The following is an 18,425-nucleotide window of genomic DNA, read 5'->3' as shown; positions in this document are numbered from 1 at the left end:
CAAATCTACACTATCAATTTGTGTTGCACGGCACACCAGAACAAGGGAGTGTGGGCCTGAGGCGCTGGGTTCTAGTATCTCTTCTGTCCAGAAAATTCCATAGCTTCTCCTTTCCCAAATCCATAGCTAAATCCAATCGTTACAAAGCGTCCCCTTCTTCTCCAGTTATAGAGATAAAAGTCAGGTTGAAAGGTATTGATTTCCATGATACGGGATTTGAACACATCTCTTACGCTAAGATTGATGACCGCTTTGCCATTGAGGAGTTTTTTTCTAATGCCCAGATCCGCAAATATATTTTCTGACATCTCTCCCTGAACCATTTGAACCCGAGATCTGTATTGCCCTACTATTTCGAAATCAATGTCTGCCGGGAGTTTAAATTTACTCATGATTTTGGCTGAATACTGATCTGCATTGAAATCAAAGACGGTGTTTTCAAAAGTTCCTTCCCGATTAAAATAGAGGTAATTCAAATCTGTCAGCAGGGTGAACCATCTCACGGGATTGTATTTGGCATTAAATTCAAGACCTGTAGCTCGGTTTGTCCCAATATTGACAGGTTTGCTTGTACTTACTTCATTTTCGAAAGTCGCGATCCGTTCTACTACATCAGTTGTAAATCGGTGATAGGTGCTGAAGTTGAGCGATAGGTTCTCAAATACATAAATACCCGTGATCTCATAAGAATCCGTAAACTCCGGTTGCAGGGCGGGATTTCCTGTACGAATGCTGAAATTATTGCGGATATTCATAAAAGGATTGAGGTCCCAAAGTCCTGGTCTCCAGATTCGACGAGAGTAGCCTGCCTGCATGGAAAATTGCTCATTGATTTTATAGGAACTGTGGATGCTAGGGAAAAGATTGGCAAAATCCTGCTTATTGACCTCTGCTGTATTTACCAGTAAGGTCTGCAAGTCAGTGCTTTCCATTCTCAGGCCCAATTTTAGTCCCCATTTCACTCCTTCATAAGCTCCTGTACCATAGACGCCCAAAACCTTTTGGTCATATTCAAACAGATTGGTAAGACTGGGATCTGCTGTCCATTCGCCATTGATCCAGTCATTTACTGCGAAATCATTGCTCACATCAGTGATTACATATTGAGCACCTGTTTCCATCGTTAAGGTCTTCGATATAGGTTTGGTATAATCCAGCTTAAAGGTGTATTCATCCTCTCGAAAATCAGTTATGGTTTCCTGATTCCCGAAAAGATCATCCCCCAGAATTGTAGTATTTAAGAATTGAGATTGCTGGTCTTTGGCGAAAGAATTGCCCAAAGCGCTGAAAAGCAAATCATGTTCTTTATGATCTTTAAAATCTCGTTTGTACTGGAGTTCGTATTGCCACTTCGGATTGGTTGCCGTAGTGATCTCCTCTCTTTCCCATTGAGAAAGTAGCGCTCCGGAACCATCCAAAAACTGAAAATCTGATATCGAGGGTTGGTCCTCAAATTCATAGGCGAAATTTCCGGCCAGGGTGAGTACATTATTGGGATCGAAATAGTAATCTACTCCTAGATTCAAATTGAGGAAGGTCTCAAATTTTTCCTCATCTCCTATACTTCTGACCTGGCTATTATCACTGAGGTCTTCATTGATGCTTTCTGAATCATTAGGCAGGTTTCTATAGCCTGCCCCCAACTGCGCAAATAGGTTGAATTTCTCTGTTCTTCTGTTGAGGCTTAATCCCAGGCTATGGTTATGCGGAACGCCTGTATTGAGGGTTACAGAGCCGTTGATGCCTTTCCGCTCATCCTTCTTCAAAACGATATTGATAATGCCAGAAGTTCCTTCCGCATCATACTTGGCAGATGGATTGGTAATCACTTCTACTCTGTCGATCATTTCAGCAGTAATAGACCCCAATGCATTCCCTTCTTCACTAGTTAAAACAGAAGGTTTCCCATTGATCAAAACCTGGACTCCGGCGCTTCCACGAAGACTTATGACCCCTTCGATATTTACGTTTACAGAGGGGACATTATTCAATATTTCCAGCGCACTGGCTCCGGTGCTGCTCAAATCCTTGCCAACTCTGAATACCCGCTTATCCAGCTTAAATTCCAGCTGAGATTTTTCTGCCTGAATAACTACCTCACCAGTAGTTGTAATGACTTCCTTCAATTGGATAACTCCCAGATCAATAATTGACTCCTTACCATCAAACTCTTTGATAAATTGAGTCTCAAAACCGATGAAACTTATCTTTAGCTGAAAGTCTTTTCCTTGAGTTTTGATTTCAAATAAGCCGGCTTCATCTGTAGTAGTTCCACCTATGGCTTTCTCGCTGTCTTTCTCTAATAGCAAGACCGTCGCAAATTCTATGGGAGTTTGCTCCTGACTTTCTACAATTTTCCCTTTAACTATAAAAGAGGAATTTTGTGCTTGCAGACTTTGAATAAATAGAAGAAATACAAAGAATATTACTTTGCTACTTTTCATGAAGCTCATAGATAAATTTTTTGAGGTGTATTGATGATTCAAAATTCTCTATTGTTTTATTTGTAGCCAAAAAATATCGCTAAACAGCAAGTATTGAAGGCCCAACGACTGAATTGATTTTCCCCTGCCTTTTGTGTCATTCGCAGCTTGAAATCTGGGGTTTGGCGAGCTTTTTTTTCTGTTGAGAAAATGTGTAGTATTTAGCCTTATCTTAATCCTACAATTTTCTGATATGAAACATCTACTACTTCTGGTTTATCTGTTTTTTTCAAGCTTGGTAATACTCATAGCGAAAAATTCTCCTGCCGTACCTTCACATTCCCATCAAGTAGAAAATGGCGAATATACCCTGGTTATAGAAGGTTTCGATTGGGGAGCTGCTGCTAGTAAGGTGATCCTGCCTATGTCGAAAAGCCTTTCAGCAATTGATGGAAGTAATTTTGAAGTGGAGGTCAATCGATCAACTAGTTGTGGCAAACTTTCAGCTGCGGAGGCAAGCGGAAAGTTACGGGTTTTATATGCCTATGTTTCAGATGAAAGGGGAAATCGAGTACCCAAAGGAGAACACATTTCCCTGGTGCTTTATGCAGCTCCTTTTGAACAGTTAGGTTCTCCCATCAAATACTTTCCTGGAAATCAGAAATGTAGCGGAAATCAATGGATTGATTTTATGCTGACCGTTACAGACAAAAGAAATGAGCAGGTCTGGAACAAGGAAAGAGATCGTATCATACCTCTGATTGATGCCTTTGACCTTAGCGGGACGTTTACCCATGAGGACATAGATCTGACATATGCTGCTTATACACCTGCTTCTACCAATGGCAAACGTCCCCTGATTATTTGGCTTCATGGAGGCGGAGAAGGAGGAACTGATCCGACTATTCCCCTGATAGCCAATAGGGCTGCAAATTATGCCTCTCCTGAGATTCAGGCATATTTTGGAGGAGCTTATGTACTGGTTCCACAAAGCCCTACTTTCTGGATGGATAATGGGAAAGGGCAATACACACGTGGAGAAGTCAATGATACCTATAATGAAAGCTTGATGGCTTTGATTAAAGACTATGTAGATAAGAATCCTAATATTGATGAAGATCGGATTTATGTAGGGGGCTGTTCCAATGGAGGGTATATGACCCTGAAACTTCTTTTGCTTCATCCGGACTATTTCGCAGCTGCTTTTCCCAGTGCGCTGGCCTATCATGCCAAGAACCTCAAAGAGGATGATATCCAAAGAATCAAGGACCTTCCGATTTGGTTTATCCATAGCAAAGATGACCCTGTAACGAGAGCTGATGAAACGGCTGTACCTGCCTATAAAAAGTTAATCGAAGCAGGTGCAGAGAATGTGCATCTGTCTTATTTTGATCATGTGGTTGACATTACCAATCAATTTGGGGGAGAGAATTTCCACTATTTGGGCCACTTTTCCTGGATTTATTCACATGCAAATAAATGCCAACTGGACTATGATGGAAAAGCTGTAATGATAGATGGTCAGCCGCTTACCCTCATGGGCTGGATGGCTCGTCAAAAGCGAAAATCGAAATAGTAGGAATAAATCAATAAACCCATTTGGCGCGAAAGCCAAATGGGTTATTTCTAATCCAAATATTTATCATGTCTATCGTATACCGCAACCAATAGACTTGGTGGTAGTTGGGCTGGGATCTTGTCCATTTTGAATAGCTGCTATCGCATTCTCAACGAACTTAGTTTCTACTCCTTCTTCATCCCTTACACTATCATCAATCGCTCCATGATAGCGAACAATGCGCTTCTCATCCAGGAGAAAAACTTCGGGCGTTTTGGTCGCTCCATATTGAGGGAAAACACTTTGCTCTTCATCTATGAGATAAAGGAAGTTAAAGCCTTTTTCATCAGCATTGGCTTTCATTGCATCAAAACTATCTCCGGGCTTCCGTTCAGGATTATTAGGCATGATAGCTACGACCGGGTAACCTGCTGGTCCGTAGGTTTCCTGAAGCTGAATCAATCGACTCTCATTGGCTTTTGCATAGGGACAAGTATTACAGGTGAATACAATAATATATCCTTTAGGACTTTCGCCATTCGCATCCTTGATATTCTCGAAAGAATACATTTGGCCATCTATATTTTTCAAATTGAAAGCAGGAGCCATATCTCCAATTCCAATGCCCGCGAGCTTTGGCTGAGGAGTAAATCCTAAGATGGCGATAAAGGCGGTGAAGAAAAGAATGTTTTTCATATGTGAATAAGGTTTATTGTTCAAGAATTAAGGAAGTGCTGCTTCGAGTGCTTCATAAGTTGGAAAGGCATCTTCGAAGAATCTCTTTTCCTTCTTATTATAGATCAAGCTAGCCGGTATGGCTCCTGACCATTTCGGAGAAATTTTGTCTATCCAATCATTATAAGAACCATCCAGAAGAACCAGGACCGTAGAGGCGAGTGAATGCTTCTCCAGAAAAGGGAGAAGTTTGCTTTCCAGATGTCGGGGAAAATCAAGACTTACCAAAACAACCCTGACTTTTTTATCCTGATACTTTTCGTGTAAGCTTTCAAAGTAGGGAAGTTCTTCTATGCAAGGCTTACACCAGGTAGCCCAGAAATTGATGACATAAGTCGTGTCATTCTCAAATCGAAACAAAGATTCAAGATCTGAGAACTTCTCGTAGATCGGGACTCCTTCCAGATAGCTGGATGCTTCCGGCCAGGATTCTTTTTTTTCGATAAGTTTTTCCTCCGTTTGGAATCCTGAAAAGATCACGGAAAAGCAGAATATTGGAAGCAAACTCCAAAGTTTGTAAAACTTCATTTCACTTTGTTTAGTGGTACAATTTGGAGGAGTGGGGTGGGGAATTTTCCTTTAGACAAGCTTAATTTCTCTTTCATTCCCTACTCCTACAAAATCAATCTATCAAGCATGAGGAATGTCCGATGAAATGCTATTTTTCACGGGCCTTTTCAAAAAGACTGTCGATTGCAGGTAAAAAATGGTTGTTCAGAGACTTGATTTTCAGCTTTATGTGGGGATTAGTAAGTTTAATATATGTTAGAGCGGCTATCGAATATACTCAGGCCCTATCGAGAATTAATTTTTCAGCTCGTACTCCACTTGCTGCTCTTCTCCTTTTATTCCTTTGATGAAGATAATCCTCGATTCGAATATCTGCATGTCATATTTTTCCTCAACAATGCACTCCCTGCATTTGTGATCAATTATGTCCTTCTGGCTACCTTCTTTTACAAAAAAAAGTACCTGGAATTTTTCTTTTTTACTACGCTCCTTGTGATGTATGTGATCCTGAGCGAGGAGCTTTTGCTTGAACAAATTTTTTACCCGGACAGTAGAGGACTAAGGTTTCCGGGTATCTTCTTTACCTTATGGGAGGTCTTGCCTGTTATCGTCATTCTGGTTGGATTTAAATTTGCCTGGGATGCAATAGAGAAACAAAAAGAAGTCGATAAGCTTAAGGAAGCAATAAAAGAAAGCGAGCTGCAATTCCTGAACTCTCAGATAAATCCCCACTTCCTTTTCAACAACCTCAACAATCTGTATTCCTATGCGATAGAGGCTTCCCCCAAGACGCCTGAAATCATTTTAGAGTTGAGTTCAGTATTGCGCTATATGCTCTATGAGTGTCGATCCAATTTTGTCCCCCTCAAAAAAGAGATAGAGCATCTGAAGAATTTTACTCAATTGAGTCAACTGCAGATTGAAGAAAGAGGAGATGTCAATTTTCGGTGTGGAGAGATTCCCTCATCTTTCGCAATTGCACCTCTGATTCTCATTGTATTCATTGAAAATGCTTTTAAGCATAGCCAGGCAAGTCAGGCAGAAAATATTCAGATCGACATAAAAATGGATATTTCCCCTTCCGGAATATTGGAATTCTATTGTAGCAATAATTTTCTCCCGATTTCAAATACAGAGAATCTCTCCAAAGGAATCGGTCTGGAAAACGTCAGGAAGCGTCTGGAGCTATTGTACCCAAATGAGTACGAATTGATAATCCAGGAAGGAGAACAGCAATATGATGTGTACCTTTCTCTTAATCTTCATCAAGCGGAATTAGTATGAACTGTATCATCATTGAAGATCAGCCACCCGCACAGCGAATTTTGAAAAAATTCATCGATGACCTGGGGACCCTTGATTTACAGGCGACCTTCTCAGATGCCATTCAGGCTTTAAAATTTTTACAGTCTCAGAAAGTGGAACTTATCTTTCTGGACGTTCATTTGCCTAAACTCTCCGGACTGGATTTTCTCAAAAGCCTGGCTCATCCTCCCCACATTATCCTTACGACTGCATTTCCCGATTATGCCCTGGAAAGCTATGATTTGAATGTGATTGATTATTTGTTGAAACCGTTTTCTTTTCAGCGCTTTGTCAAAGCAGTTGCTAAAGTCCCCAATATCCAAGAAGGGAAAGAGCCAGAAGAAGCTGCTTTGACTTCAGGGGAAATCTTCATTAAATCAGGCTATGAGCATATTAAGGTATCTGTTTCAGATATTTTATTTATCAAGTCCGATTCAGATTATACGGAGATTCATCTTGCCCATAAGAAACTGCTTTCACAGGAGAGTTTAAGATATTGGGGATCAAGCCTGGGCGAGAAGCAATTTACCCGCGTACACAAGTCCTATTTGATCAATACTTCCTGGGTGGAAAAAGTCGCCGGGAATCAGATCTATCTCAAGGGTGGAAGTATCGTTCCTATTGGCCGAGCATATAAAGAAGCATTCACCAAGCGATTTCTTAAATGAGTAGAATTGTATCTTATGTTGTATATCCTCAATTCAGAAAAATAACGCAAACCTAAATCATACCGCTATGAAAGAACTACGAAAAGAAGACATCGATCAGGAAGTTTTTGATCTCTATGACGACTATGCCCACAACCGGCTGGATCGAAGGCAATTCATGGATAAATTGTCTCTCTATGCTGTAGGGGGATTAACCGTCAGCTCATTATTGGGCTTTATCATGCCCGATTATGAAAGTAAGATTCAGCTCAAGCAGGATGATCCTCGACTGAAAACAGAAAATGTTACCTACAATTCGGCCAAAGGAGGTGGGGAAATCCGGGCACAACTTTCCCGGCCAGTAGATGCCAAAGGGAAATTGCCAGGTATTGTGGTCGTTCATGAAAATAGAGGCCTAAATCCCCATATAGCAGATGTCGGTCGAAGAGCAGCATTGGCAGGCTTTATCTCAATTTCCCCGGATGCACTATGGCCGTTGGGAGGATATCCGGGTACGGATGATGAAGGCAGAACAATGCAGAGGAAAAGAGATCGAAATGAGATGTTGGAAGATTTCATTGCTGCTTTTGAATACCTGAAATCACATCCGGAATGTAGCGGCAAGGTCGGTGTAGTAGGCTTCTGCTTTGGAGGATGGATTTGCAATATGATGGCGGCGAAAGTTTCAGATTTGGGAGCTGCTGTTCCTTTTTATGGAGGCCCGGCTCCGGTAGAAATGGTTCCCGACATTCAAGCTCCTTTATTGCTACATTTTGGCGAATTGGATAAGCGGGTAAATGCACGCTGGCCGGAGTATGAGGCGGCTTTAAAGGCAAATAAAAAGAAATACAAAGCTTTTGTATATGAAGAAGCCAATCACGGTTTCCACAATGATACAACAGCCCGATATGAAAAAGCCTCAGCAGAGAAGGCCTGGAAAAGAACGGTTAAATTCTTTAAAAAACATTTGAAGTAGAAAACAGGGAATGAAAATCTCCTGCTAATTGTCTGATCTAATACAAGAGAAACTAATACAAATCCAAATTTCCGTTAAAAGATGAGAAACATGAAAAAAATCACGATCCTCCTTTTATTTGCTCTCGCTTCTTTCAATTTCCTGCTTGCACAAAGCAGTTGGAACATTGACAAGAACCATTCTGATATTCGTTTTACAGCTGTCCACATGGTCATCAGTGAAGTGGATGGAGAATTTAAAGACTTTTCAGGTACGGTAAGCAATGCTCCGGAGGACTTTGATGGGGCAGAGGTAGAATTTACGGCTCAGGTTGCCTCTATCGATACAGACAATGAACGAAGAGATGGACATTTGAAATCCGATGACTTTTTCAATGCTGAGACCTATCCGGAAATCAAATTTAAAGGCAAAATTGAAAAAGACGGAGAGCAATACCATCTGGTTGGAGACTTTACGATGAGAGATGTCACGAAGCCAGTCAAATTTGATGTCAAGTACAATGGAAGTGTCTCTCTGGGGCAGAGGGGTAGAAAAGCAGGATTTAAGGTGACAGGTTCCGTTGATCGCTTTGAATACGGGATCAAATTCAACCGTGCCCTGGAAACAGGAGGATTGGTAGTGAGCCAGGAAATTGGAATCACCTGCAATATCGAACTAAACGAAGCTAAGTAAGAAATAATACTAGCTACAAAAAGAGGGTCTGCCGACTTCGCTTGGTAGGCCCTTTGTCTATGTATACCATCTGTGTGAATATGGATTCAAGATTGAGGGTTCCTATCGAGGAGGTATAAATTGAAAAGCCTGGACCTACTTCTTGCTAAAATCAATTTCCTATGCGTCGCCAGACATTTTCCTCAAATAATAAAGGAATGCTCTCCACATAAACTTTGCCCCTCGAATCCTGAATAAGCATATCAAGGCAATATTTCCCAAATAAGTCTGGGGTGGGAAATGTAAGTTGAACCTGATTTTCCGACTCAAGCGCATGATGGGGAGACCAATACAGCAAGGATTGAATTCGTGGGGTTTCGGATTCCATCTCCCCTTTGATTGGATAAATGATGGGCAACTGCAAACCGGGAATCTTCATCCCCGGCAAGCTGAGTTCCTCCGGGAGTTTGAATAAGGGATCAACTAAGTCTAAGACTACCAATCCCCCAATATTATAGCTCCCCACAATAGCACCTAAAGTTTCTGGCTCACTATAAACGTGGACAGTTTTTATTTCTTGTAAAAGCAGGGAACAAATGAAATCTGCATCTTGTGTCGCGATTCCATTAACAACAAATAAAGGTGGAAATTTGTGGTAAATCGGCTTCCCCTTAAATCTATAATATACCCTGATTGGATCTACTCCCTTCTTTTTTCGGAAATTCAAGGGAGAAACAAATTCTGAAAACAGATCGCTCAATTTCCCTTTAACTGCATAATCTTGTACGTCTACTTCGAAATCCGCTTCGGGAAGTTTTTGCCTGAGGGCTGAATTCTCTGCTATTACCTGATGTGGTAATTGATGGAAGAGTTGAAAAATCTGCTTCCGTTTTTGCAGGAGTAAATATTCAGCAGATATGCTTGCGTCTTTTATTTTTATATGTTCTGACTTTTCTGGTGGGGGTATAGTAAAGGGCTCCAATTGTGCCGGACGAGATAGAAAAAAATCAAGAAACTGTATTTCACTTGGGCCATACATTCTGGGGAATTCAATAGGAACATTTCTATTAGAATCCATAGAGGCAAGCTGAAATAGTAAGGACCTTGCCTGAAATGCATAAATCAGGGCACTTTCTGAGGAGGCTGAATCTAATCTGGACTTATAACCCAAAATGGGTAACTGACTTACACAGGATCGCACATCCAGTTCATGCTGGAAGTATCGGATATTGCTTAATAAGTGAGTCTCCTCTCTGAGTTTTCGAATTGCAATAGAAAGTTGGCTGCTTCCCTCAGGTAGAGCTTGAATCGTACAAGAAGTTAAAACTGACTCTGGGGCATCATCCGTCTTAAATCTCAGCTGGATAGCTGAATTTCTGTCCGGCAATGGAGGGGAATTGGAGCTGATAAAATGAGCAGGCTTTTTTGATGGACTATCTTCACCAAAAATCGAGATTGGAGTATTGAATAAGTCGATGGGACTTCCATTTTTCTTATCAAAGGCAAAGGCCTGAATTTCATAAATACCACTACGGAGTTCGTGAGCAAGCTTGAAATATCCCCCTGTAAATCCTTCATCATTTGCCTGATAATGCTGATCGAGTACTTCTCCTTCTTTAACAAGTCTAAGTAAAAGTACAGCTGAATCGGTTTTTACTTCGCCTAAAAAGAACGTATAAAAAATGTATTCTCCATTGAAATAATAAGGCTTGTCAAGCTGCAAATAAGCAGATTGAGCTTGTAAAGGACTTAACGCCTTTAGGCAAAATAGTAAGACGAGGAGCTGAGGGATAGCCTTCATATTTAATCCCAATAACGAGGTTTTATAAGGGTGCTATTGACAAGGGAAGCCAGGCAATCGCAGCATAGGGGTTGACGGGGTTCGATCGCACAAGGATGTCGTTGATTGCCGGTTTCATCTGGAATTGTCAGATACCTCAGGGTATCAACTCCCGCAACATAGAAATAGCCCAATACTTCGTCTTGCTCGTCATTAATATTTCGAATATTGCCCTCTATTTGCCCGGCAGGTGGATCGAAAATGGTGCCATCTCGGCTAATGTTTACCGCAACTTGATTCCAATATTTCGCAGTTTTTTCATCTATTGTTTTTTGCAAAACCGTGTAATAGTAGCCAGTTACGAAGCGAAAGTCGGCTTCTGTTTCAGCTATTTTATGATTTGACAAGCTATCTCCACTTAATTCGCTGGCAAGGATCACATTGATTTCATCGGGAGGACTGGAAACCGGGACATAGCAGGTAGAGGGAAAAAACCCAGGATCATCTGTCCATGCTACTTCCCGAAATTCATATACACCCGAAACCTCCCATAAATAAGAGAGTTCTTCACCCAGGTCATTCCTTAATGCTGTATTGACAGAAAGCTCAACATAATCTTCCTGGATCAAAATACCTGCATCATTCACCAGACTACGTTCGGACATATTGACTGCAAGAGAGGAAGAAGCAGCGGGATCCAGGATTTTCTGATCCTCTGATTCAAAAACACGACCATCTTTAAGTCTGACTCTTATTCTGAAATTTGCACTCGCGGGATCTGCTCCATGTCGAAAATGAAAGGAGCGAATTTCGATCAACTGGGCTTCATTATTGATGAGAGGAAGTACCTCTTCATCATTCATGATGAGAAAAATATCTGCTTCTTCCAGTTTCAAAACAATATCCCGGATGTCCTGTCCTGTACGTCGAACCGAAACCCGAATGACATAGGCATCTGGACCTCTTTCTACCGAACCTTCTATAACAAGTCTTCCTCCATCGCTTTCAGGTAGATCAATTTCTATAGTATCGATACAGGCTTGAAAACAAAAAAAGAGAGCCAGAATTATGCAGGTCCATTTCCATATCTGAGATTTTCTGATCATAGCTCAATATTAATGGTAAGAGAAGGAAAGGCGCTACCCAATACAGATAGTCTTTTGATTTTGGGATCACCCACTATGGCCTGATCTACAAATACTGCAAATGGATTTCTCCGTCCATAGATATTGTAGACGGAAAAAGTCCAACTACTTTTCAACTTCTGACTTTTCCTAAAACTTTGACTTAAGGTATATGCAATATCGAGGCGATGGTAATCGGGTATTCTAAAAGCGTTTCTCTGAGAGTAGTTTAACAGAATCAATCGATTATCTATAAGGTGCCTATCAATGGGTATGGTTATAGGTCTTCCACTCGCATAATTAAAATTAAAAGAGATCGTGCTTCTTTTACTCAGCTGAATATTTGTTACCAGAGATGCTTCATGGGGTTTATCGAAAGTTGAAGGATACCATTGACCTTCATTTATTTCCATCACTTTTCGTTCGCTTCTTGAAAAGGTATAACTAAACCAGCCATGAATAAATCCCAGCTGTTTTTTGATACTCAATTCTATGCCCCTGCTGCGCCCTATTCCTTGTCTCAATTCTGTTTCGATATGCTCATTGCTTACCAGCTCAGCAAAATCCTTGTAATCAAACAATTGGTCTATATTCCGATAAAAAATGTCCAGTGAGCTAATCCATTTATTTTGATCAAAATTTCTGAAGTAACCCAAAGAAAAGTTATGGGATAGGTGAGTAGGGATATAAGGGCTCGACAATTGCCAAATGTCAGTTGGCAAGGGCGTTTCAGTATTAGAAATCTGGTTGATAAACTGACTGCTCCGAGTATAACTGAATTTAAGAGATGACTGCGAGTCTAGTTTATACCTTATTGAAAGTCGGGGTTCAACTTTCCCTTCGCTAAAAATGGTGCCCGAATCAAAGTCCTGGATTCCGATGATTTCATCTTCACGTACTTGATCTGGATTTTGGTAGATGTGTAGGCTGCCGGGACCCAGATAGCGGAAATGGGTGAAGCGTAAGCCGCTATTTACAGATAGTCGGGGAGAAAAGTCGTAGGTCCCACTTACATAAGTTGCCAGTTCTAAGCCCCTTTCCCGCTCAACTTTTCTTTCTGAAATAGCGGAAGTCGGACCATTGGCTTTCAATTCACCCGGATTTACCTTATACAAAATAGCCGAAATGCCGGCATCCATCGAAAATCTGTCTTTGGAGAAATTGAAATTCTCTTTGGCTTTCCAATAGGAATTTCCCACACTAAGGCTAGAGGCTATACTGGGTCTCAATTCCTGCTGATTGCTTTGATAGGCTCCGTAAACAAGATTGAAGCTGGATAGTGCGTGCTTGCCCAGGATCCTTTGGTAGGACATCTGAGCTATTGAGGTCTGATAGTCAAAGCCAAATTCATCATTATAGGAGAATCTATCTTTTGACTGATAAGTTGAAAGGGAAATGATGTTTCGATCATCAATGCGATGCGTCAATCTGATATTGGCATCATAAAAGAAAGCGGAACTGGCTTTTACCTCCGGGATTTTGATTGCATTTAACAGAAAATCGGAATAAGTGCTCCGGCCTGAGACTAAAAAGGAGGTTTTGTGTTTGTTGATAGGTCCCTCTATCATCAGTCGGCTTGATACTATTCCTAATCCTCCCTTTATGTTGATTTTTTCGAAATTCCCGTCTTTTACGCCCATGTCCAGTACAGAAGATATCCTTCCTCCATATTTTGCGGGAATGTTGCCTTTATATAAGGTCGCATCTTGAACGATATCCGAATTGAAAGTGCTAAAAAATCCCAGGGCATGACTACTATTAAATAACATGGCTTCGTCTAGCAATACCAGGTTTTGATCTGTGTTTCCTCCTCGCACATTAAAACCACTACTGCCTTCACCTATAGAAGAAACCCCCGGTTGTAATAACAGACTTTTTACCACATCTACTTCTCCCAGGAAGCTGGGCAATCTTTCGATTTCTTTCATGTTTATTCTGATCAAGCCGCTTTGGTTTGATTCTACATTTCTGTCACTGGCATAAGCCTCCAGTACGATTTCATCTAATTGGATATCAGCTTTGATGAGGGAAATGTCCAACTGCCCGGAACTGATCAGCCTGATAGGAATTTTTCGTTTCCGGTATCCAATGAATTGGACAATTAAATCATAAGATCCAGCTTCTAACTCAATCGTATATCTACCCTCCTGATCACTGCTTGTTCCGCGCTCAGCAGAGCTAATAAAAACAGTGGCTCCGGAAATTCCATCTCCTGTTTCCTGATCACGTATCCTTCCGCTTAGTTGAGGGAGCTTTCCCTCAGAATTCCCATCGATTTTTCCAATCACCTCTATCCCCGGCTCAGGCGCTCTCAAAATCTCAATATTCTTTTCCAGACTTTGATAGGATTTTGCACTGCGGCTGCGCTCAATATTGTTTCGCTTTCCTATGACGATGAGTTGTTGATCGTAGGAAATAAAACTTAAGGGGGTATTTTCTAGAATATTGCTTAGTATTTCTTCTACAGATTGGTCCTGGAAGCTGGCAGTAAGGGGCTTAAAACTACTTTCTGAATGTGCCAGATATATCTTGCAATTGCATCTCTCCTCCAGCTGTAGAGAGATTTCAGCTAAAGAGGCTTCGGTAAATGAAATGGATAGGACTTGCCCGGTTCTTGCAATTTGCCCTTTCACCTCTAAAAAAGGGAATATAATAAGGCTGAGGAAAAGGAGAAAAGCAAGATACTTCATTCTATTTGCACGATGAGTGGGCTAATATTTTGATAGTTCTTTGCTCTTGTCTCTAATATACAAAGAAGGAAATCAAATTAGTGCAAGGATTCTGTTTGTTTTGGAAAATGAGATCGGGCTCTGGATGCCACGAGTCTTATTCCCTTAAGAAGCTTTATGGCTTCTTAGCGAGCTGAATTTAGAGAGAATGTTGCTTGAAAAGCGGAGATAGGATAAAATACGGCCCATTGGTTCCTTCCCCCATATTCCCTAATTTTACAAATCTCTATCGTTAAGACATCAACACAGCCCAACTCCAATACCTTATTTACCCACATGGCAAAGAAAAGAAATAAAAAATCCGGCATCGTTTTCTCTACAGACCCGGATTACGAATATGGATATGATGAAGGGTATGTAGAAGAAACCCTGCCTCCCCAGCAACAGGATTTGCGGATCAGTCGCCAACGTCTTAAAGGGAATAAAATGGTCACCAAAATCTACCAATTTGTAGGAACGGATGATGACCTAAAGGATTTGGGGAAAACCCTCAAGCAGAAATGCGGGTGTGGAGGTTCGGTAAAAGGGGGCGAAATTTTGCTGCAAGGAGATTTTGTAGACAAAGTAAAAAACGAGCTCAGCAAGATGGGCTACAAAAGCAAGCAGTCCGGAGGATAATTTGTATTTTAAAAGAGAATCAAATTGTATGAAAAGACTTGCTCTGTCCCTGACCTTTGTATTAAGCGGATTCATCTGTAGCTCTCTGTGGGCTCAGGGAGAGACTTCCACAAGCAAAGCCTATCTATATATATTCCTCGAAGAGGAATGCCCCATGTGCCAATACTACAGCCTGACTTTGCGAGCATTACATGATAAATATGCAAAAGAGGGAATCAGCTTTACCGGCCTTTTCCCCTTTTCAGATTCTCGAACTGATAAGATTCAGGCATTTAAAGAAAAATACCAATTCCCTTTTGAACTAAAGCTGGATGAAAATCAGGCCCTGGCCCGTTTATTTGAAGCACAGATCACTCCGGAGGTTGTTTTGACGAATGCTGAAGGGGAAATTATATATCGAGGCAGAATAGATAATGCCTATGATCGACCTGGACGCCGGCGAAGAGTAATCACAAAACATGAACTTGAGGATGCATTGGATGATGTCCTCGCTGGTCGTGATCCGGAAATCTCCCGCACCCAGGCTGTTGGCTGCTTTATTAGTTTTCAGAAACCCTAAGCTTATTTTTCCCTATGAAGAAGCTACTACTCATTCTTTTTTGTATCTCATTTGTCTTTCCTCTTCTGGGCCAAACTCCCACCTACAATCGAGATATAGCTCCCATTGTTTACAATCACTGTACCTTTTGCCATAGGCCGGGAGAGATAGGTCCCATGGCTTTGACAAACTATGCAGAAGTATCCACATGGGCCAGTACCATCAAATACGTTACGGCTGAAAAGATTATGCCTCCCTGGAAAGCAGATCCTGAGTACAATTCCTTTCTAGGTGAAAATTTCCTTACGGATGATGAAATTTCCCTCATCGCACAATGGGCAGATGGAGGTACGCCAGAGGGAGATCCTGCTGATTTTACCGACCCACCTACCTATCCTTCGGGTTCTGCTTTGGGTACTCCGGATGTAGTTTTCTCCTTTGCTGAAGCTTACAAACATAACGGCAATAATGAAGATGGTTATCGGGTATTTGTTTTGCCTACTAATTTCTCAGAGGATAAGGAAGTCGCAGCAGTGGAATTAAGACCCGGAAACCGAAAGATTGTTCACCATGCCCTGATTTCGGCCGATACAACGGGAACCGGCAGGGCCAATGATGCCAGAGAAGCCGGATATGGATATGATGGATTTGGAGGATTTGGCGTTACAGGTGCTATCGATAATTTATATCCGAGTTATGTGCCGGGACAAATTCCTAGATTCTATCCGGAAGGAACGGGACAGATCATTCCTCGAGGAGCAGATATGTTAATTCAAATGCATTATGCGCCTTCACCCATAGACGAATGGGATTCTTCCAGTGTAAATATCTTTTTCGTAGATCGACCTCTCGAACGCCAAATTGACTATAAGATTTTACTCCCTTTACCCGGAACTATCACTAATCCTCCTTTCTTTATTCCGGCCAACCAGGTGAAGACTTTTCACGGAGTATGGCAGGCCCCCAGAGATTTGAGCCTGATCAGTATTTCTCCGCATATGCATCTGCTGGGACAAAGTTGGGAGATCATGGCTATCGATCCGCAGGGCGATACCACCAATCTGATTTCCATTCCTCAATGGGACTTCAACTGGCAGGGAACCTACTCTTTCGACCGTCTGATAAAAGTTGAGCAAGGCTCCTCTATACATGCCTATGCGACTTATGACAATACCAGCAACAATCCCGAAAATCCCAACAATCCTCCCCAATTCTCTAGCTGGGGAGAACGAACCGAAGATGAAATGTATTTCCTTCCCATTGCCTATGTGGATTATGAGCCAGGTGATGAGAATATCGTTTTATCAGATGATGAGGATAGACTCTTTGTTGGGAGCAATCGACTATTCGATATTTTCCCCAATCCGGCAAAAGGAGAAATTCAAGCCAGATTTAAATTGAGCCAAAGCAATCGGGTGAATATGGCGATTTATAATGTGAAAGGGCAACTGATGAAGGAAGTTCAGTCTAATGCTCCCTTTGGTCCTGGAACTCATCAAATGCCCGTGAATACAGAACATCTGATCCCGGGGGTTTATATCCTTAAAATTGATGCTAAAGGTTTTGTTGACACACAAAAATTTGTCATAAAACCCTGATTATCAGCAAAATTTTGTATTCTTAGGACAGCATTAACCTAATAATACAGATATGAATGCTAGCCAGGCTATTCAAATGCGCCGGGTCTGGGACATTACCCTGGTTTGGCTGTCAATAGGCCTATTTGTTACTATTTACGACCATTTCCTCCTGATGAGCGGTATATCAAAAGGAGCTATTGAAAGCTATTCTTTCTTTAGAAGCCTTGCGTTTAATTGCTTTGCCGGTTTGATGGGCGGCTTTTTGGGAGGGATCGCTTTGACCGAGATAAATAAGCACTCGAGGAGCCGACCCTACTATAAGTCTATTTTGGCTGCTGGAGGCATCTTTCTGCTGATTGTAAGTTGTATAACCCTGGTAACGGCAACTTTTGGTACCTATTTCCTCTCAGGCAATCCTTTTAGAAATCCAGTTGCTCAACGGTATTTTTTCGAGCAAATCATGACAACCGAGCATCTCAAGAATGTGGTTTTTTGGGGAATAGTGGTTGTGATTACTCAATTTACCCTACAAATCAGCGATAAGTTTGGTCCTCGAAACCTCCAGCGAATGATTATTGGAAAGTATCATTCGCCCCTGAAAGAAAATCGAATCTTCATGTTTCTGGATTTGAAATCCTCAACAACGATAGCCGAGAAATTGGGAGAGGAAAAGTACCATGAGTTTTTGAAAGAAGTCTTCAGCGATATTACCGATCCGATCCTGTTCTCCAAAGCTGAGATTTATCAATATGTAGGAGATGAGGTGGTAGTTTCCTGGGATATGGAAAGAGAGGAGGAGGAAAAAGCCCTTTGCCTATCTTGCTTTTTTAACATCAGGGAAGGCTTGATGGAGAAAAAAGAAGCCTATGAACAGGCTTTTGGTATTTTTCCGGAGTTTAAAGCAGGTCTTCATTTGGGACAGGTAATTGCCGGGGAGGTGGGCATCATAAAAAGAGAAATTACCTATTCGGGAGATGTGCTAAATACGGCTGCCCGTATCCAGTCGAAGTGCAATGCGCTGAATTCCAGCCTGCTTATCTCTGAGAAACTGAAAGCATATTTGAGTAGCAATGTGGAAGCCTGGAAATTGGAATCACGAGGTTCTATTTACCTGAAAGGGAAAGAGAAAGAAATGGAACTCTATGATGTGAAACAGAAGGTCGGATAAATGGAGCCTGACTTATAGACTCATGTACAACTTTTAATAAAAAAATTCCTCCTTATCTGTATCCTTTAGAAAAAGCGATACTC

15 protein-coding genes are annotated in these 18,425 nt (G+C 41.5%); 9 read left to right on the top strand and 6 right to left on the bottom strand.

Annotation, left to right across the window (positions count from 1 at the left end; translation table 11 throughout):
* Window positions 1-71 precede the first annotated feature (71 nt).
* A complete protein-coding gene (locus R8P61_15755; GenBank protein MDW3648521.1) occupies window positions 72-2,453 on the bottom strand; it encodes a TonB-dependent receptor in 2,382 nt (793 codons plus the stop codon).
* A gap of 223 nt (window positions 2,454-2,676) precedes the next feature.
* Here R8P61_15755 and R8P61_15750 point away from each other — a divergent pair, with 223 nt between their 5' ends.
* Entirely contained in the window at window positions 2,677-3,999 is a 1,323-nt protein-coding gene (locus R8P61_15750; GenBank protein ID MDW3648520.1) for a prolyl oligopeptidase family serine peptidase, read from the top strand.
* Window positions 4,000-4,071: 72 nt separating this feature from the next.
* Here the strand turns inward: R8P61_15750 and R8P61_15745 are convergent, their stop codons facing one another.
* Entirely contained in the window at window positions 4,072-4,677 is a 606-nt protein-coding gene (locus R8P61_15745; protein MDW3648519.1) for a thioredoxin family protein, read from the bottom strand.
* A 27-nt stretch (window positions 4,678-4,704) separates the two neighbouring features.
* Window positions 4,705-5,244 carry a TlpA disulfide reductase family protein gene (locus R8P61_15740; GenBank protein MDW3648518.1) on the bottom strand — a complete coding sequence of 180 codons (540 nt, stop codon included), beginning with the start codon at window positions 5,242-5,244 and terminating at the stop codon, window positions 4,705-4,707.
* A 234-nt stretch (window positions 5,245-5,478) separates the two neighbouring features.
* Here R8P61_15740 and R8P61_15735 point away from each other — a divergent pair, with 234 nt between their 5' ends.
* From R8P61_15735 to R8P61_15720, 4 genes are all read left to right on the top strand, one after another.
* Entirely contained in the window at window positions 5,479-6,510 is a 1,032-nt protein-coding gene (locus tag R8P61_15735; protein ID MDW3648517.1) for a histidine kinase, read from the top strand.
* Window positions 6,507-7,199, top strand: coding sequence for a response regulator transcription factor (locus R8P61_15730; GenBank protein ID MDW3648516.1), 693 nt, complete (start codon window positions 6,507-6,509; stop codon window positions 7,197-7,199). Before R8P61_15735 ends, R8P61_15730 begins: the two co-directional genes overlap by 4 nt.
* Window positions 7,200-7,266: 67 nt before the next feature.
* Entirely contained in the window at window positions 7,267-8,154 is an 888-nt protein-coding gene (locus R8P61_15725; protein ID MDW3648515.1) for a dienelactone hydrolase family protein, read from the top strand.
* Window positions 8,155-8,244: 90 nt separating this feature from the next.
* Complete coding sequence (locus R8P61_15720; protein ID MDW3648514.1) at window positions 8,245-8,826, top strand: YceI family protein; 582 nt, start codon at window positions 8,245-8,247, stop codon at window positions 8,824-8,826.
* A gap of 151 nt (window positions 8,827-8,977) precedes the next feature.
* Here the strand turns inward: R8P61_15720 and R8P61_15715 are convergent, their stop codons facing one another.
* Genes R8P61_15715 through R8P61_15705 form a run of 3 tightly spaced genes read right to left on the bottom strand, consistent with a single transcriptional unit; the run spans window position 8,978 to window position 14,399 of the window.
* Entirely contained in the window at window positions 8,978-10,606 is a 1,629-nt protein-coding gene (locus R8P61_15715) for a hypothetical protein (GenBank protein ID MDW3648513.1), read from the bottom strand.
* A gap of 2 nt (window positions 10,607-10,608) precedes the next feature.
* On the bottom strand, window positions 10,609-11,691 hold the full coding sequence (locus tag R8P61_15710) for a DUF4249 family protein (GenBank protein MDW3648512.1): 1,083 nt from the start codon (window positions 11,689-11,691) through the stop codon (window positions 10,609-10,611).
* Window positions 11,688-14,399: a TonB-dependent receptor gene (locus R8P61_15705; protein ID MDW3648511.1), complete on the bottom strand. Its 2,712-nt coding sequence runs from the start codon at window positions 14,397-14,399 to the stop codon at window positions 11,688-11,690. The genes R8P61_15710 and R8P61_15705 overlap by 4 nt, the downstream gene beginning before the upstream one ends.
* Before the next feature lie 315 nt (window positions 14,400-14,714).
* Between R8P61_15705 and R8P61_15700 the strand changes: the two genes are divergently transcribed.
* From R8P61_15700 to R8P61_15685, 4 genes are read left to right on the top strand one after another with little or no spacing between them, the layout of a single operon-like run.
* Window positions 14,715-15,056: a translation initiation factor gene (locus R8P61_15700; protein MDW3648510.1), complete on the top strand. Its 342-nt coding sequence runs from the start codon at window positions 14,715-14,717 to the stop codon at window positions 15,054-15,056.
* Window positions 15,057-15,084: 28 nt separating this feature from the next.
* Window positions 15,085-15,615, top strand: a complete 531-nt coding sequence (locus tag R8P61_15695) for a redoxin domain-containing protein (protein MDW3648509.1) — start codon at window positions 15,085-15,087, stop codon at window positions 15,613-15,615.
* A 14-nt stretch (window positions 15,616-15,629) separates the two neighbouring features.
* Window positions 15,630-17,192: a T9SS type A sorting domain-containing protein gene (locus R8P61_15690; GenBank protein ID MDW3648508.1), complete on the top strand. Its 1,563-nt coding sequence runs from the start codon at window positions 15,630-15,632 to the stop codon at window positions 17,190-17,192.
* 52 nt (window positions 17,193-17,244) lie between these two features.
* A complete protein-coding gene (locus R8P61_15685) occupies window positions 17,245-18,342 on the top strand; it encodes an adenylate/guanylate cyclase domain-containing protein (GenBank protein ID MDW3648507.1) in 1,098 nt (365 codons plus the stop codon).
* Window positions 18,343-18,425: the final 83 nt, after the last annotated feature.

Source organism: Bacteroidia bacterium, from assembly GCA_033391075.1.
Lineage (GTDB): Bacteria > Bacteroidota > Bacteroidia > J057 > J057 > JAWPMV01.
The sequence above is the reverse complement of the archived record's forward strand: the minus strand, read 5'-3'. Positions and strand labels throughout refer to the sequence as shown.

Coding starts and splice junctions, on each gene's coding strand:
- R8P61_15700 (MDW3648510.1), top strand. CDS start 14,715: ATGGCAAAGAAAAGAAATAAAAAATCCGGCATCGTTTTCTCTACAGAC.
- R8P61_15715 (MDW3648513.1), bottom strand. CDS start 10,606: ATGAAGGCTATCCCTCAGCTCCTCGTCTTACTATTTTGCCTAAAGGCG.
- R8P61_15695 (MDW3648509.1), top strand. CDS start 15,085: ATGAAAAGACTTGCTCTGTCCCTGACCTTTGTATTAAGCGGATTCATC.
- R8P61_15735 (MDW3648517.1), top strand. CDS start 5,479: ATGTTAGAGCGGCTATCGAATATACTCAGGCCCTATCGAGAATTAATT.
- R8P61_15730 (MDW3648516.1), top strand. CDS start 6,507: ATGAACTGTATCATCATTGAAGATCAGCCACCCGCACAGCGAATTTTG.
- R8P61_15720 (MDW3648514.1), top strand. CDS start 8,245: ATGAAAAAAATCACGATCCTCCTTTTATTTGCTCTCGCTTCTTTCAAT.
- R8P61_15685 (MDW3648507.1), top strand. CDS start 17,245: ATGAATGCTAGCCAGGCTATTCAAATGCGCCGGGTCTGGGACATTACC.
- R8P61_15710 (MDW3648512.1), bottom strand. CDS start 11,691: ATGATCAGAAAATCTCAGATATGGAAATGGACCTGCATAATTCTGGCT.
- R8P61_15725 (MDW3648515.1), top strand. CDS start 7,267: ATGAAAGAACTACGAAAAGAAGACATCGATCAGGAAGTTTTTGATCTC.
- R8P61_15690 (MDW3648508.1), top strand. CDS start 15,630: ATGAAGAAGCTACTACTCATTCTTTTTTGTATCTCATTTGTCTTTCCT.
- R8P61_15755 (MDW3648521.1), bottom strand. CDS start 2,453: ATGAGCTTCATGAAAAGTAGCAAAGTAATATTCTTTGTATTTCTTCTA.
- R8P61_15745 (MDW3648519.1), bottom strand. CDS start 4,677: ATGAAAAACATTCTTTTCTTCACCGCCTTTATCGCCATCTTAGGATTT.
- R8P61_15750 (MDW3648520.1), top strand. CDS start 2,677: ATGAAACATCTACTACTTCTGGTTTATCTGTTTTTTTCAAGCTTGGTA.
- R8P61_15740 (MDW3648518.1), bottom strand. CDS start 5,244: ATGAAGTTTTACAAACTTTGGAGTTTGCTTCCAATATTCTGCTTTTCC.
- R8P61_15705 (MDW3648511.1), bottom strand. CDS start 14,399: ATGAAGTATCTTGCTTTTCTCCTTTTCCTCAGCCTTATTATATTCCCT.